Annotated in this window: 14 protein-coding genes and 1 pseudogene; 13 read left to right on the top strand and 2 right to left on the bottom strand. The window is 67.5% G+C overall.

Annotated elements, in window-relative coordinates; translation table 11 throughout:
* Positions 1-17 precede the first annotated feature (17 nt).
* The 11 genes and pseudogenes from ctaD (at position 18) to ACHMW8_RS05480 (ending at position 10,789) form a co-directional block, all read left to right on the top strand.
* A complete protein-coding gene (gene ctaD / locus ACHMW8_RS05530; protein ID WP_125155030.1) occupies positions 18-1,685 on the top strand; it encodes a cytochrome c oxidase subunit I in 1,668 nt (555 codons plus the stop codon).
* Positions 1,686-1,804: 119 nt separating this feature from the next.
* On the top strand, positions 1,805-2,827 hold the full coding sequence (gene cyoE / locus ACHMW8_RS05525) for a heme o synthase (protein ID WP_125155810.1): 1,023 nt from the start codon (positions 1,805-1,807) through the stop codon (positions 2,825-2,827).
* The gene (locus tag ACHMW8_RS05520) at positions 2,824-2,985 is read left to right on the top strand and encodes a hypothetical protein (protein ID WP_199743331.1); all 162 of its coding nucleotides are present in this window, start codon (positions 2,824-2,826) and stop codon (positions 2,983-2,985) included. The genes cyoE and ACHMW8_RS05520 overlap by 4 nt, the downstream gene beginning before the upstream one ends.
* On the top strand, positions 2,963-3,628 hold the full coding sequence (locus tag ACHMW8_RS05515) for a cytochrome c oxidase assembly protein (RefSeq protein ID WP_395444977.1): 666 nt from the start codon (positions 2,963-2,965) through the stop codon (positions 3,626-3,628). Before ACHMW8_RS05520 ends, ACHMW8_RS05515 begins: the two co-directional genes overlap by 23 nt.
* Before the next feature lie 68 nt (positions 3,629-3,696).
* On the top strand, positions 3,697-4,569 hold the full coding sequence (locus ACHMW8_RS05510; protein ID WP_125155032.1) for a cytochrome c oxidase subunit 3: 873 nt from the start codon (positions 3,697-3,699) through the stop codon (positions 4,567-4,569).
* Positions 4,570-4,696: 127 nt separating this feature from the next.
* A complete protein-coding gene (locus ACHMW8_RS05505; RefSeq protein WP_125155033.1) occupies positions 4,697-5,074 on the top strand; it encodes a DUF983 domain-containing protein in 378 nt (125 codons plus the stop codon).
* A complete protein-coding gene (locus ACHMW8_RS05500; protein ID WP_395444976.1) occupies positions 5,067-5,753 on the top strand; it encodes an SURF1 family protein in 687 nt (228 codons plus the stop codon). The genes ACHMW8_RS05505 and ACHMW8_RS05500 overlap by 8 nt, the downstream gene beginning before the upstream one ends.
* Positions 5,753-7,150: a threonine synthase gene (gene thrC / locus ACHMW8_RS05495; protein ID WP_395444975.1), complete on the top strand. Its 1,398-nt coding sequence runs from the start codon at positions 5,753-5,755 to the stop codon at positions 7,148-7,150. The genes ACHMW8_RS05500 and thrC overlap by 1 nt, the downstream gene beginning before the upstream one ends.
* Positions 7,151-7,196: 46 nt before the next feature.
* Positions 7,197-8,467, top strand: a pseudogene (locus ACHMW8_RS05490) (M16 family metallopeptidase).
* A 40-nt stretch (positions 8,468-8,507) separates the two neighbouring features.
* Positions 8,508-9,086 carry a GNAT family N-acetyltransferase gene (locus ACHMW8_RS05485; RefSeq protein ID WP_125155037.1) on the top strand — a complete coding sequence of 193 codons (579 nt, stop codon included), beginning with the start codon at positions 8,508-8,510 and terminating at the stop codon, positions 9,084-9,086.
* Positions 9,087-9,121: 35 nt separating this feature from the next.
* Positions 9,122-10,789 (top strand): bifunctional diguanylate cyclase/phosphodiesterase, encoded by a 1,668-nt coding sequence (locus ACHMW8_RS05480; RefSeq protein WP_125155038.1) that lies wholly within the window; start codon positions 9,122-9,124, stop codon positions 10,787-10,789.
* Here ACHMW8_RS05480 and ACHMW8_RS05475 read toward each other — a convergent pair.
* Positions 10,786-11,385 carry a YqgE/AlgH family protein gene (locus ACHMW8_RS05475; protein WP_125155811.1) on the bottom strand — a complete coding sequence of 200 codons (600 nt, stop codon included), beginning with the start codon at positions 11,383-11,385 and terminating at the stop codon, positions 10,786-10,788. The two genes, ACHMW8_RS05480 and ACHMW8_RS05475, sit on opposite strands and share 4 nt — an antisense overlap.
* A gap of 129 nt (positions 11,386-11,514) precedes the next feature.
* On the opposite strand from ACHMW8_RS05475, the gene ACHMW8_RS05470 reads away from it, so the two are divergent.
* Positions 11,515-11,997, top strand: coding sequence for a peroxiredoxin (locus tag ACHMW8_RS05470; RefSeq protein WP_125155039.1), 483 nt, complete (start codon positions 11,515-11,517; stop codon positions 11,995-11,997).
* Here ACHMW8_RS05470 and ACHMW8_RS05465 read toward each other — a convergent pair.
* The gene (locus tag ACHMW8_RS05465) at positions 11,957-12,421 is read right to left on the bottom strand and encodes a MarR family transcriptional regulator (protein WP_395445905.1); all 465 of its coding nucleotides are present in this window, start codon (positions 12,419-12,421) and stop codon (positions 11,957-11,959) included. The two genes, ACHMW8_RS05470 and ACHMW8_RS05465, sit on opposite strands and share 41 nt — an antisense overlap.
* Positions 12,422-12,616: 195 nt before the next feature.
* Between ACHMW8_RS05465 and ACHMW8_RS05460 the strand changes: the two genes are divergently transcribed.
* Positions 12,617-13,594 (top strand): alpha/beta fold hydrolase, encoded by a 978-nt coding sequence (locus ACHMW8_RS05460; protein ID WP_125155041.1) that lies wholly within the window; start codon positions 12,617-12,619, stop codon positions 13,592-13,594.
* Positions 13,595-13,646: the final 52 nt, after the last annotated feature.

The raw sequence follows: 13,646 nt of genomic DNA, 5'->3' as shown, positions 1-13,646 counted from the left end.
CGTAGGATAGAAGTCCGATGGCTCACGCCGCAGACACTCACGACGCGCACGGCGGTCACGACGACGCCGACCACAAGCCGCCCTTCATCGCCCGCTGGTTCTTCTCGACGAACCACAAGGACATCGGCACGCTGTACATCCTGTTCGCCATCATGGCGGGCATCGTCGGCGGCGCCCTGTCGGGCCTGATCCGCTGGGAGCTGATGGAGCCGGGCATCCAGGTGTTCTCCGACACCGGCATGCTGGCGCAGATGGGCATCTTCAAGGGCAAGCACGGCTATAACGCCGTGGTCACCGCCCACGCCCTGATCATGATCTTCTTCATGGTCATGCCCGCCATGATCGGCGGCTTCGGCAACTGGTTCGTCCCGATCATGATCGGCGCGCCGGACATGGCCTTCCCGCGGATGAACAACATCTCGTTCTGGCTGCTGGTCGCCGCTTGGGTCCTGCTGGTCACCTCGATGTTCGTCGACGGCGGCCCGGGCCACGGCTTCGGCGGCGGCTGGACGATCTATCCGCCGCTCTCGACCATCGGCCACAAGGGCCCGGCCATGGATCTGGCGATCCTGTCGCTCCACCTGGCCGGCGCGAGCTCGATCCTGGGCGCGATCAACTTCATCACCACGATCTTCAACATGCGCGCGCCGGGCATGACCCTGCACCGCATGCCGCTGTTCGCCTGGTCGGTGCTGATCACCGCCTTCCTGCTGCTGCTGTCGCTGCCCGTCCTGGCCGGCGCCATCACCATGCTGCTGACCGACCGCAACTTCGGCACCCACTTCTTCGACCCGGCCGCCGGCGGCGACCCCGTCATGTTCCAGCACCTGTTCTGGTTCTTCGGTCACCCGGAAGTGTACATCCTGATCCTGCCTGGGTTCGGCATCATCAGCCATATCGTCTCGACCTTCTCCAAGAAGCCGGTCTTCGGCTACCTGGCGATGGCCTACGCCATGGTCGCCATCGGCTTCGTCGGCTTCGTCGTGTGGGCGCACCACATGTACACGGTCGGCATGAGCATCAACCTGCGCGCCTACTTCGTGGCCGCCACGATGATCATCGCCGTCCCGACGGGCGTGAAGATCTTCAGCTGGATCGCCACGATGTGGGGCGGCTCGCTGGACTTCAAGACGCCCATGCTGTGGGCGATGGGCTTCATCTTCCTGTTCACCGTCGGCGGCGTGACCGGCGTGGTCCTGTCGAACGCCGGCATCGACTACAGCCTGCACGACACCTACTACGTGGTGGCCCACTTCCACTACGTGCTGTCGCTGGGCGCCGTCTTCGCCATCTTCGCGGGCTTCTACTACTGGTTCGAGAAGATGTGGGGCGTGAAGTACAACGAGTTCCTCGGCTGCGCCCACTTCTGGGTGATGTTCGTCGGCGTGAACCTGATCTTCTTCCCGCAGCACTTCCTCGGCCTGCAAGGCATGCCGCGTCGCTACGTCGACTATCCGGACGCCTTCACGAAGTGGAACTACGTCTCGACGGTCGGTTACATGATCACCGTCGTCGCCGTCGGCATCTTCATGATCATGCTGCTGGAAGCCGCGATCCGTCGCCGCCCGGCGGAAGCCAACCCGTGGGGCGAAGGCGCCACGACGCTGGAATGGACCCTGTCCTCGCCGCCGCCGTTCCACCAGTTCAGCGAACCGCCGGTGATCAAGGAAGACGGCCACCACTAAGGCCGGCTTCGCTAAGGCCGGGCTTCCGGGTTTGACCTGAAGCAAAAAGGGGCGCGGTCGGGATCCTTAAGGGTCCGGGCCGCGCCCTTCGACCATTCAAGACCGATATGTTCACCCCGATGTCGAAGACCCTCGCCATGACCCCGGAGACCGTTCAGCCCGACACGACGCGGCCCGATCTGACTCAGGCCGCGCGCTGGCAGGACTACTTCCAGCTGATGAAGCCGCGCGTCATGTCGCTGGTGGTGTTCACGGGCTTGACCGGCCTGCTGGCCGCCCGCGCGCCGATCCATCCGGTCCTGGGCGCCATCGCGGTGCTGTGCATCGCCGTCGGGGCCGGCGCCTCGGGCGCGCTGAACATGTGGTACGACGCCGACATCGACCAGCAGATGCGCCGCACGCGCGGCCGTCCGGTCCCGGCCGGCAAGGTCAAGGGCGAGGAGGCCGCCTCGCTGGGCGTGGTGCTGTCGATCCTGTCGGTGATGTTCCTGGGCTTCGCGATCAACTGGTTCGCGGCCGCCCTGCTGGCCTTCACCATCGTCTTCTACGCCGTCGTCTACACGATGTGGCTCAAGCGCTGGACCGCGCAGAACATCGTCATCGGCGGCCTGGCCGGCGCTCTGCCGCCGGCCATCGGCTGGGCCGCCGCCACGGGCTCGGCGCCGCTGAACGCCTGGCTGATGGTGGCCATCATCTTCTTCTGGACCCCGCCGCACTTCTGGGCGCTGTCGCTTTACGTCACCACCGACTACGCCAAGGCCGGCGTGCCGATGCTGCCGGTGGTCAAGGGCGCCAAGGAGACCCGCAAGCAGATCCTGATCTACAGCCTGATCCTGATCCCGATCTGCCTGGCGCCGGTGCTGACCGGCCTGGGCGGCCCGATTTACCTGGCCGTGGCCGGCCTGGGCGGCGCGGTGTTCCTGATCCTCGCCTGGCGCGTCTTCGCCAGCAAGGCCGGAGACGCGGCCGATCCGCGCGTGGCCGACCGGGCCCTCTACGACGTCACCGAGGACGAGAAGGCCGCCGGCGCGAAAGCCGCCCGCAATCTGTTCGCCTTCTCGATCCTCTATCTCTTTGCGATGTTCGCCGCCCTGCTGGGCGAAGCCGTGTCGGGCGTCCACGCCCTGGAGCTGCTCAAGTGAATCAACCCGTCGACAACCAAACGTCCAGGGACGTCGCCAAGAAGGCGCGGGACGGGCGCAATATCGCGCTCGGCCTGGGCCTCGTGGCCTTCGTCATCATGGTCTTCGTCGTCACCCTCGTGAGGCTCGGCGCCAATGTCGCCCACCCGCACCCCTAAGCCGCGCCCGTCCAAGGCGGACCTGACCCCGCAGGAGCAGGCCGCGCGCCGTAACGGCAAGGTGGCCCTGATCTGCGCCGCCGCCTTCTTCGGCATGATCGGCGCGGCCTATGCGGCCGTCCCGCTGTATAAGCTGTTCTGCCAGGCGACGGGCTTCGACGGCACGGTCCGCAAGGCCGAGGCCAAGCCGGACAAGATCCTCGACCGCAAGGTCACCATCCGCTTCGACGCCAATATCCGCGAGCTGCCCTGGAAATTCCAGGCGGTGCAGTCCAGCCAGGACGTGCGGATCGGCGAGACGGGCTTGGCCTTCTTCAAGGTCACCAACCCCAGCGACAAGCCGATGACCGGCCGGGCGCTCTACAACGTGGTGCCGGAATCGGCGGGGCCGTATTTCCAGAAACTGGAGTGCTTCTGCTTCTCCAGCCAGACGATCCAGCCCCACCAGACGGTGGAGTTCCCGGTCGTCTACTTCGTGGATCCGCAATACGTGAAGGATCCCGAGACTGTCGGAAAGAACGAGATCACGCTCAGCTACACGTTCTTCCCCGTCGTCGATGACGGCAAGAAGACCAAAGTTGCCGCGGCGGCGACGCCTCGCATCGTGGAACCCCTTGGCGGCGCACCGTCGAGAGGGCTATAGCGTTCACAACGACCACGGCGCGGGGGACCAGCGACCGTGATCAGAGGGATATAAGGGTTAGCAGCAACATGGCCGGCGCCGTCAAACACGACTACCACATCCTTCCGCCCAGCCCGTGGCCCTTCGTGGGCTCGGCCGCAGCCACCGTCATGGCCATCGGCCTGATCGGCTGGATCAAGGGCGGCGTCCTCGGCATCGAGAAGGGCAACTGGGCCATCTTCGCCGCCGGCATCGCGGGCGTGCTCTACACCATGTTCGGCTGGTGGTCGGACGTGGCCAAGGAAGCCAAGGCCGGTGACCACACCCCGGTCGTCTCGATCGGCCTGCGCTACGGCATGATCCTGTTCATCGCCTCGGAAGTGATGTTCTTCGTGGCGTGGTTCTGGATGTTCTTCGAGATGGCGCTGTTCCATCATCACCGCACCCTGTCGGCGATCGAGGAAGTCCGCACCGCCTGGGCCACCTGGCCGCCCGCCGGCGTCGAGACCGTCTCGCCCTGGCACCTGCCGCTGGTCAACACCCTGACCCTGCTGCTCTCGGGCACGACGGTCACCTGGGCGCACCACGCGCTGCAGGTCGGCGACCGCAAGGGCGCCAAGTGGGGCCTGATCCTGACCATCCTGCTGGGCGTTCTGTTCACGACCATCCAGATCTACGAGTACAGCCACATCAACCACGAGAAGCTGTTCTACTCGGAAGCGGCCGCGAACTCGGGCCTCTATGGCTCGACCTTCTTCCTGGCCACCGGCTTCCACGGCTTCCACGTGTTCGTCGGCACCCTGTTCCTGCTGGTCTGCCTGATCCGCCTGCTGAACGGCGCCTTCACGCCCAAGCAGCACTTCGGCTTCGAAGCGGCGGCCTGGTACTGGCACTTCGTGGACGTGGTCTGGCTGTTCCTGTTCGCGTTCATCTACGTGATCTTCGGGGCCTCGCCCCACTAGAGCCCTTATGAGAGGGCTCTAGCCTCAAAGTTTGAGCGCGGCGACGCGCTCGGGGGTCGCAAGATCCTGAGGGGCCCGGAGCGCGGATCAGCGTTCCGGGCCTTTTTCGTTTCGGAGGCCCGCACTCATGACCCCTTCTTCCGCCCACAAGACCAATCCCTACGCCGCCGGCGCGCGCGGCCTCTGCCCCAACTGCGGGGAAGGCCATCTGTTCACGGGCTTCCTCAAGGTCGCCCCGACCTGCGAGGCCTGCGGCTTCGACCTGGGCAAGTTCGAGACCGGCGATGGCGCGGCGACCTTCGTCATCCTGATCGCCGGATCGGTCTGCGCCTTCGGGGCGCTGTTCTCGATGTTCGCCTGGAACTGGCCGATCTGGGCGCTGCTGATCGTCTGGCTGCCCGCGGTCGTGATCATCAGCCTGGGCCTGATGCGCCCCGCCAAGGGTCTGATGGTCGCCGCCCAGGTCGCCCACAAGGCCTCCGAGGCGGGGCGCGACCATGTCTGAGCCGCAAGCCGGCAAACCTGGTTTTCCGGTCGGTCTGACGATCGCCACGCTGATCGCCTTCGCCATTCTCTGCGGCCTGGGCGCCTGGCAGGTCCAGCGCCTGCATTGGAAGCAAGGCGTCCTGGCGCGGATCGAGGCCCTGAAGACGGCGCCGGCCTTGCCGCTGATCCAGGTGCTGACGGCCGAGGCCCGGGTCGAGGACCTGGCCTGGACCCGGGTGAGCGTCGACTGCGGCGACGTCGCCGGCCCGCCGCTGCCGCTGGTCTATGGCGTTCGCGACGGCGACGTCGTCTGGCGCGCCCAAGCCCCCTGCGCCGTCCTGGCCGGTCCCTACAACATGCTCCTGGCGGACCGAGGCGTCGTTCCGGCCCTGACGGGTCAGGTCGCGCCGCCGCCGCGGACTTTTGACGCGCCGCGGCATGTCGTCGGCGTGCTGATGCCGATCAAGCAGCTGGGCGGCGACCGGGCCGAGGTCCTGAAGCGTTTTCCTGGCCGCCAGCCCGCGCCGCTGGTGCTGATGGCCGAGAGCGAGACTCCCGCACCAGCCGGAATCACCCCTGCGCCGCTGCCGGCAGAAATTTCCAATCGGCACCTGGAATACGCCCTGACGTGGTTCGGTCTTGCCGTGACCCTGCTGTTTATCTATGCCGCCATGCTCTGGCGGAGATTGAAACCCTGATGCGCTATGTGTCGACCCGCGGCCAGTCCGCGCCCATCGGCTTCCTGGATGCGGTGCTGGCCGGCCTGGCCCCCGACGGCGGCCTGTACGTGCCCAACGCGTGGCCCAGCTTCTCGGCGGCCGAGATCGCGGGCTTCGCGGGCAAGCCCTATGCCGAGGTGGCCGCCGCCGTGGTCGGCAAGTTTGTCGGCGACGACATACCGGCCGAAGACCTGCTCGACATGTGCGAAGAGGCCTACGCCACCTTCGCCCATACCGCCGTGACGCCGCTGAAGCAGCTGACTCCGAACCGCTACCTGCTGGAGCTGTTCCATGGCCCGACCCTGGCGTTCAAGGACGTCGCGATGCAGCTGCTGGGCCGGCTGTACGACTACGTGCTGGAACGCCAGTCGCGGAAGATGACCATTATCTGCGCCACCTCGGGCGACACGGGCGGCGCGGCCGTCGAGGCGTTCCGGGGCCGCAAGAACGCCCGCATCGTCGCCCTCTTCCCGGAAGGCCGCATCAGCGAGGTGCAGCGCCGGTTCATGACCACGGCCGTCGACGCCAACGTGGCCTGCATCTCGGTGCTCGGCTCGTTCGACGACTGCCAGGCCATCGTCAAGCAGGCCTTCCAGGACGACCAGTTCCGCCACGCGGTCGATCTGTCGGGCGTCAACTCGATCAACTGGGCGCGGATCGCGGCCCAGAGCGTCTACTATTTCACCTCGGCCGTCGCCCTGGGCGCTCCGAACCGTGAAGTGGCCTTCGTGGTGCCCACGGGGAATTTCGGCGACGCCTACGCCGCCTTCGTGGCCAAGAAGCTGGGCCTGCCGATCCACTCGGTGACCGCCGCCACCAATTCCAACGATATCCTGGCGCGCGCCATCGAGACCGGCCGCTACGCGCGCGGCGCCGTGGCCGCGACCCAGAGCCCGGCCATGGACATCCAGGTCGCCAGCAACTTCGAGCGCCTCTATTTCGAAGCCGTCCGCCGCGACGGCACCGAGACCGGCCGCGCCTTCCGCGCCTTCGCCGACACGGGTCTGCTGGACATCCCGCCGGGCGCCCACGCCTGGATGCGCGAGCTGTTCCGCGGCGCCTCGGTCAGCGAGGCCGACACGGCCAAGACCATGCTCTCGACCCTGAACGAGACCGGCGAGGTCATCGATCCGCACACCGCCGTCGGCCTGGCCGCCGCGCGGGGCGTGGATGTCCCGGTCTCGGTCCCGGTGGTGGTGCTGTCGACCGCTCATCCGGCCAAGTTCCCCGAAGCGGTCCAAGCCGCCACGGGCCTGCTGCCCTCGACCCCGCGCGCCACGCCGGACCTGTCGAAGAAGCCGGAGAAGTTCGAGCGCTTGCCGGCCGACGGCGCGGCGGTGAAGGCCTTCGTGCGCACCTTCGCGGCGAATACCTGAGCCTGGGCTAGTGTTTAGGCGCGCGAGCGCCTAGATACCGCCGCTCATGACCACGATCCTCCGCACCCTGCCCAATGGCGTTCGCGTCGTCTGTGACCCGATGCCGGGCCTTGAAACCCTGGCCCTTTCCGTCGTCGCGGGGCGCGGGGCGGCCTATGAGGATCCGGCGCGGTCGGGCTGGTCGCACCTCTTGGAGCACATGGTGTTCAAGGGCGCGGGCGGCCGTTCGGCCCGCGACATCGTCGAGGTCATCGAGAATCAGGGCGGCTCGATCAACGCCGCCACCGGCTATGAGCGCACCAGTTTCCAGGTCCGGGCGCTGAAGGGCGGCCTGGACCTGGGCATGGACGTCATCGCCGACCTGGTCCGCCGCCCGACGCTCGATCCCGCCGATCTGAGCCGCGAGAAGCAGGTCGTCGCCCAGGAGATCGCCGAGGCCGCCGACGCCCCCGACGACTATGTCTTCGACCTGATCCAGCGCGCCAGCTGGGGCGACCACCCGGTGGGCCGTCCGATCCTGGGCAGTGACGCCACGGTCGAGGCGGCGACGGTCGAGGCCCTGTCCGACTGGCGCGGCCAGCTTTACGCCGCCGACCGTCTGGTGATCAGCGCCACGGGCGCGGTCGACGAGGCCGAGCTGATGGCCGCCGCCGAGCGCGCGTTCGGCGATCTGCCGTCGACGCCCGGCGCGCCCGCGCCGCCGCCGGCGGCCTTCATCGGCGGTCCTCAGGCCGAGACCCGCAAGCTGGAGCAGGCGCATCTGGTGTTCATGCTGCCGGCCTGCGGCGCGCGCGCGAGCGGGACTATTTCGCCCTGCGCATCTTCGCCGAGACCCTGGGCGGCGGCATGTCTTCGCGTCTGTTCCAGGAAGCCCGCGAGAAGCGGGGCCTAGCCTACAATATCGACGCCTATGCCGACACCTACGCCGACCACGGGGCGCTGGGCGTCTATGCCGGTTGCGCGGCCGGCGACGCGGTCGAGACCGCCAAGGTCTGCGCCGAGGAGCTGGTCAGGCTGGTCGAGCGCATCGACGACGCCGAACTGGCCCGCGCCAAGGCTCAGCTGAAGGCGCACATGTTCATGGCCCGCGAGCAGCCGCTGTCGCGCGCGGAGCAAGGGGCCGGGCAGGTGCTGCTGTTCGACCGCCTCTATCCGACATCGGAGCTCGCGGCCGAGGTCGACGCGGTGACCCCCGCCGACGTCGCGCGCCTGGGTCGGCGCCTCTTGGCCGGTCAGGCCGCCACCGCCGTGCTCGGCGCCAAGTCGGCGCTGAAGGCCGGCGAGGCGTTCAGCAAGGCGTTGTCCTCCAAGGCCTGACATTGGAAGGTGAGGGCGTGATTCAGACCGAGCGTTGTCCTTGTCCGCCCTGCTCCCATTCCTGAAGACCCGCCCCCGTCTCCAGTTGGAGGGTCGCGCCGTCTATCTGCGGCCGCCGCTTCCGCGGGACCATCACGCCTGGGCGGCCCTGCGCGCCAAGTCCCGTTCCTTTCTCGAGCCCTGGGAGCCGACCTGGCCCGAGCACGACCTGACCCGCGCCGCCTTTCGGGCCCGACTCGCCGCCTATGCCCGCGAATTGGAGCTGGGGGAGGCGTATCCGTTCTTCATCTTCCGTCGGTCCGATGACGTTCTGGTCGGCGCCGTGCGACTTTTCCACGTGCGACGTGGCGTCGCTCAGACAGGCTCGATTGGATATTGGATAGGTCAGTCCTTTACGCGGCAAGGCCTGATGAGCGACGCCGTTCAGGCGGTGATCCGCTTTGCTTTCACGGGTCTGGGCCTCCACAGACTTGAAGCCGCGTGCATGCCGCAGAACGCCGCCTCGGCCGCCCTGTTATTGAAATGTGGGTTTTCCGAGGAAGGATATGCGCCCGCTTATTTGAAAATTAACGGCGGTTGGCGAGATCATCGTTTGTTCGGCATGGTCGCGCCCGAGTAGCGCCGCGGCCCGACCGACGAGTTTTTGGGACGGGCATGTCTTTCAAGGCCACTGAACGACGGATCTGGGACACGACCGCCACGCTCGAGGCGTTGGGCGCGGCCGATGTCGCGCTGTGGATCTGGGAGCCCGAAGCCGATCGCCTGCGCCTGAACGGCGCCGCCCGCGCTCTGGGCCTGGGGCCGCTGGCCCCTGAGTGTTCTTCCGCCGCCTTCCGGGCGCTCGCCTTGCCCCAGGACCGCGCCCAGGCCGAGGAAGTTCTCAAGATGCGCGAGCCGGGCTGCGAGGTCGTCGCCCGCTTTCGTGTGCGCGGCGGCGAGACCTGCCTGTGGCGGGGCGTGTGGCTGGAGGAGGGCGTTCGCGCCGCCGGCGTCGTCGCCCCCGAAACGAAATTCTCGGCCTCGGAGCGCTGCGAGCTCACGGGCCTGCTGGATCGCCGCAGTTTCATCGCCCGCGCCCGCGAGCGCCTGCATCAGGACGGGGTTCACGAGTTGGTCGTCGCCGACCTGGATCGCTTGCGCCGCCTGAATGAGGCCCTTGGCCATGAGCGCGCCGACCTTGTTCTGGCCGCCCTCGGTTCGCGCCTGGCCGCCTCGTTCCCGGGCGACGCCCTGCTGGGCCGCATCGGCGAGGACGAGTTCGCCGTGCTGTGCGCGCCCAAGGGCTACGAGCCGGCCGAGATGCTGCGCTCGGCTCTGGAGCAGCCGCTGCGCGTGGCCGGGTTCGACATCCATCCGACCCTGTCGATCGGGGCGGTCTCCGCCGAAGGCGGTCTGGACGCGCCGGACGCCTGCGAACTGCTGCGTCGCGCTGAACTGGCCGTCGAGGCCGCCGCCGCCGCGGGCCGTGGCGGGGCCGCCGCCTACGGCCGTTCTATGGAAACCGACGGCCTCTCGCGTCTGGCCCTGGAGGCCGACCTGCGCGGCGCCATCGCTCGGGGCGAGATCAAGCCGTACTTCCAGCCCGTGGTACGCCTGTCGACCGGGGCCTTGTCGGGCTTCGAGGCCCTGGCCCGCTGGATCCACCCGCGCCGGGGCATGCTGCCGCCGGACGAGTTCCTGCCGCTGATCGAAGAGATGGGGCTGATGAGCGAGCTCGGGGCGCACATGATGCACACCGCCGCCAAGCAGCTGGCCACGTGGCGCGACAGCCATCCGGCGATGGGCGCCCTGACCGTCAGCGTCAACCTGTCGACCGGCGAGATCGACCGTCCCGGCCTTGTCACCGATGTGGCCGAGACCTTGCGCGTCAATCGCCTGCCGCGCGGCGCCCTGAAGCTGGAAGTGACCGAAAGCGACATCATGCGCGACCCCGAGCGGGCCGCCGTGATCCTGAAGACCCTGCGCGACGCCGGCGCCGGCCTGGCGCTGGATGATTTCGGCACGGGCTTCTCGTCGCTGTCCTATCTGACCCGGCTGCCGTTCGACACGCTGAAGATCGACCGCTACTTCGTCCGGACCATGGGCTCCAACGCCGGCTCGGCCAAGATCGTGCGCTCGGTCGTCAAGCTGGGCCAGGATCTGGATCTCGAAGTCGTGGCCGAGGGCGTCGAGAACGCCGAGATGGCCCACGCCCTGCAGTCGCTGGGCTGCGACTATGGCCAGGGCTTCGGCTATGCTCCGGCGCTGTCGCCGCAGGAAGCCGAGGTCTACCTCAACGAAGCCTATGTCGATGGCGCCGCGCCGGTGAAGGCGCGCGGCTAGGCCCGGCCCGCCGTCGCCGACAGGTGGTCGGCGGTGATCCCCAGTTTGGCTAGGGCCCGCGTCCACTTGTGTTCGTGGTCCTCGTCGAACAGCAGGTCCTCGTCGGCGTCGCAGATCAGCCAGACATTGTCGCGCAGCTCCTGTTCCAGCTGTCCGGGACCCCAGCCGGCATAGCCGAGCGCCAGGATCGCCCTGCGCGGGCGATTGGCGCTGGCCATGGCGTCCAGGACGTCGCGGGTGGCGGTCAGGCCCAGGCCGTCGGCCACCGGCAGGGTCGAGTCCGGCGAGGTGAAGTCGTCGGTGTGCAAGACAAAGCCGCGCTCGCGTTCCAGAGGCCCGCCTAGCAACACAAGATCGCTCGGAGCCTGGATCCGCGACTTCACGCCCAGGCGCGCCAGCAGTTCGAACACGGTCAGGCCTTCCACCGGACGGTTGACCGCCAGACCCATGGCCTGCTCCTCGTCATGGGCGCACAGATAGAGCACGGCGCGCTCGAAGCGCGGGTCCTCGATGCCGGGCATGGCCACCAGGAGCCGTCCGATCAGGAAATCGCCGTCCTCGTCGTCATGGGGCTCTTCGTCGATGAAGCTGTCCATGAGATAGAGCATTGGCCTTCGTCGCGACGGTTTCAAGTCGTCGAACGTTTCAAAGCGTGCTTGGCGTCCGCTCTCGCGAGGGATATTCGAGCAGGCGCGATTTCACACGCACACGAGGAAACACGGCCCATGGCGATCAAGGTTGGCGACACGCTGCCCGCGGCGACTTTCATGACCAGCACGGCCGAAGGGCCGGCGCCGATCACCAGCGACGACATCTTCAAGGGCAAGACCGTCGCCCTGTTCGCCGTTCCCGGCGCCTTCACCCCCACCTGCTCGGCCAAGCACCTGCCGGGCTTCAAGGAAAAGGCCGCCGAACTCAAAGCCAAGGGCGTCGATACGATCGCCTGCGTCTCGGTCAACGACGTCTTCGTGATGAAGGCCTGGGGCAAGGACCAGGGCATCGACGGCGAGGTTCTGCTGCTGGCCGACGGCAATGGCGACTTCACCCGCGCGATCGGTCTGGACTTCGACGGCTCGAAGTTCGGCATGGGCCCGCGCTCGCAGCGCTATTCGCTGATCGCCAAGGACGGCGTCGTGACCCAGCTGAACGTCGAAGAAGCCGGCCAGTTCAAGGTCTCGTCGGCCGAGTACCTGCTCGAGCAGCTTTAAGACCCGAAGGGCGCGGCGGTCCCGCCGCGCCCCTTACGCCCGCGCGATCGCTTCGTGCAGCGCCTGGATTCGCTTGTTGAGCGCGCCCAGATCCTCGCCTTCCATGCCCGACCGCTCGAGCAGGGCGTCGTTCAGGCATCCCGAGCGGCCCAGGAGCGCGCGTCCGGCTTCTGTCATTGTCACCTCGACCCGGCGCTCGTCCTCGAGTTCCGCGCCGCCGCGCGACCAGGCCGGCGGCCTCCAGCCGTTTGACCAGCGGCGTGACGGTGCTGGATTCAAGGTCCAGGCGTTCGGCAATGCCGCCGATCGTGATCCCTCCTCCTTTGCCTTCAGGCGCCTCGCCCAGCACGTTCAGCACCAGGTACTGCGGATAGGTCAGGCCCAGGGCGTCGAGCAGGGGCTTGTAGGCGCGCGTGATCGCCATGCTTGTGGCGTAGAGCGTGAAGCAGATCTGCTGGTCCAGCGGGCGCGGAGGCGGGGTCTTCGTCGTCATGATCCTTCTTACCACGAAAAATGATATCACGATAAATAAATTGCTGGACAGGCCCGCGGCGGCGCCTTAGACCGGTTCTCATTATCGCGATAACAATTATCGCGAGCAAGAAATGAGGGTTGATCCGTGAGCCAGTCGAACCAAGCTTCCCGTCGCGGCGTGATGACCGCCGGCTTCGGTCTCGCCGCCGTGGCGGCCGCCTCGCTGGGCCAGAACGCCCAAGCCGCGACCCCGAAGGCCGGCGCCGCGCCGCGCGCCGCCAACAGAGCCCAGAGCGGCTTCGTCACCACCAAGGACGGCGTCCAGATCTTTTACAAGGACTGGGGCCCGAAGGACGCCCAGCCGGTGGTCTTCCACCACGGCTGGCCGCTCAGCGCCGACGACTGGGACGCCCAGATGATGTTCTTCCTGGGCAAGGGCTATCGCGTCATCGCCCATGACCGTCGGGGTCATGGCCGCTCGACCCAGACCGATACGGGCAACGAGATGGACACCTACGCCGCCGACGTCATCGCCTTGACCGATCATCTGGACTTGAAGAACGCCATCCACGTCGGCCACTCGACCGGCGGCGGCGAGGCCATCCACTACGCCGCCCGCGCCAAGCCCGGCCGGGTGGCCAAGGTAGTGCTGATCGGCGCCGTGCCGCCGATCATGCTGAAGACGCCGGCCAACCCTGGCGGCCTGCCGATCGAGGTGTTCGACGGCTTCCGCTCCGCCCTGCTGGCCAATCGCGCCCAGTTCTTCCGCGACATCCCCGAAGGCCCGTTCTACGGCTTCAATCGTCCGGGCGCGAAAGTCAGCCAGGGCCTGATCGACAACTGGTGGCGCCAGGGCATGACCGGCGGCGCCAAGGCCCACTACGACTGCATTAAGGCCTTCTCGGAAACCGACTTCACCGACGACCTGAAGAAGGTCGATGTGCCGGTTCTGATCCTGCACGGCGAGGACGACCAGATCGTCCCGGTCGCCGACAGCGCCCATCTGGCCATCAAGCTGGTGAAGAAGGGCACGCTGAAGACCTATCCGGGCCTGCCGCACGGTATGGCCTCGACCCACCCGGAGATCATCAACGCCGACCTGCTGGCCTTCTTCAAGGCTTAGGTCTGAACGCGAAAAAGCCGTGTCATCCCGGCCGGCGCAGCCGATCCGGGAT

Origin of the sequence: Caulobacter sp. UC70_42 (assembly GCF_044056025.1) — a bacterium.
Lineage (GTDB): Bacteria > Pseudomonadota > Alphaproteobacteria > Caulobacterales > Caulobacteraceae > Caulobacter.
The sequence above is the reverse complement of the archived record's forward strand: the minus strand, read 5'-3'. Positions and strand labels throughout refer to the sequence as shown.